Origin of the sequence: Amycolatopsis sp. SID8362 (assembly GCF_010550475.1) — a bacterium.
Classification (GTDB): domain Bacteria; phylum Actinomycetota; class Actinomycetes; order Mycobacteriales; family Pseudonocardiaceae; genus Amycolatopsis; species Amycolatopsis eburnea.
In genome coordinates this window covers 1-881 of the sequence record NZ_JAAGNB010001747.1, presented here as the reverse complement: position 1 = coordinate 881, position 881 = coordinate 1, and the positions used below count along the sequence as shown (strand labels likewise).

The following is an 881-nucleotide window of genomic DNA, read 5'->3' as shown; positions in this document are numbered from 1 at the left end:
TGGGGCCGCTGTCGGGGGAGCGGCCCCGGTCGGGCCCGGCCGCCGCCGCGAGCCGGCTCCCCCTTGGAGCGGGCGGCGGGCTCGGACCCGGGTCGAGGTCAGTCCCAGATCTGGACCGCGCGGACGAGGAAGGGCGCGTTCGGCACGAACGTGCCACCACCCGGGTAGGTGATGAAATCGCCCTCGGTCGAGCATTCCTCGTCCTGGTACACCGTGACGTCACGGCTCATCAGATTCGCGAACGACGACCCCGCGAATCCTTCGGGCAGCGGAATGCATTCCCCGGGATTCGCGGTGCGCAGGTCGAATCGTTGGGACTCGCCGCCGTAGGCGTCGGCCGACCACAGGCAGAACTCGCCCTTCTGGCAGGTGGGATCCGGCGGCGCGGAAGCGGCCTGCGCCGCTCCGGCGCTGGTCAGCAACCCGAGCACGGCCAGGACGAGCAACTGCGGGAGCCGGGAACGGAGACGGCCTGAAGACATGGTGGTTTCCCCTCTGGAAGTCGCGGCACCGGGGCCGCGGTGAACGTGTGATTCAAGATTGGCTCGCCGGGGAACGGTTGTCAGCCAGAGATTTCGATTCTGTGGACAACTCGGGGGAGCGCGCGCGGTTGTCCACATGGCCGCCGCGAGGGCTTGCGGGCGGGGCGTTCCGGTGTTATGCGCGCCGTGTCAAGCTGGGACCGCGAAGGGGGGAACCATGCGGGATCGGGTCGCGGTGTTCACCGTGTTCGCCCTCAACGGCCTGGCGATCGGCTCCTGGGCGACGCGCACGCCCGCGCTGGCCGCCCAGGTGCACGCCTCACCCGGCGTTTTCGGGCTCGCGCTGCTCGGCGCCAGCGTCGGCATGCTCGCGGCCGCCTCGGCGGCCGGGCGGGTCGT

1 protein-coding gene and 1 pseudogene are annotated in these 881 nt (G+C 71.1%); one reads left to right on the top strand and one right to left on the bottom strand.

The annotated features are described in order from the left end of the window. Positions 1–98 precede the first annotated feature (98 nt). Positions 99–482: a peptidase inhibitor family I36 protein gene (locus tag G3I65_RS53305; RefSeq protein WP_160703907.1), complete on the bottom strand. Its 384-nt coding sequence runs from the start codon at positions 480–482 to the stop codon at positions 99–101. 217 nt (positions 483–699) lie between these two features. On the opposite strand from G3I65_RS53305, the pseudogene G3I65_RS53300 reads away from it, so the two are divergent. Next, positions 700–881 (top strand): annotated as a pseudogene (locus G3I65_RS53300) (MFS transporter); the annotation flags it as partial.

What these genes read in the sequence shown, in the direction of transcription:
- G3I65_RS53305 (WP_160703907.1), bottom strand. Translation starts at nt 482, where the DNA reads ATGTCTTCAGGCCGTCTCCGTTCCCGGCTCCCGCAGTTGCTCGTCCTG.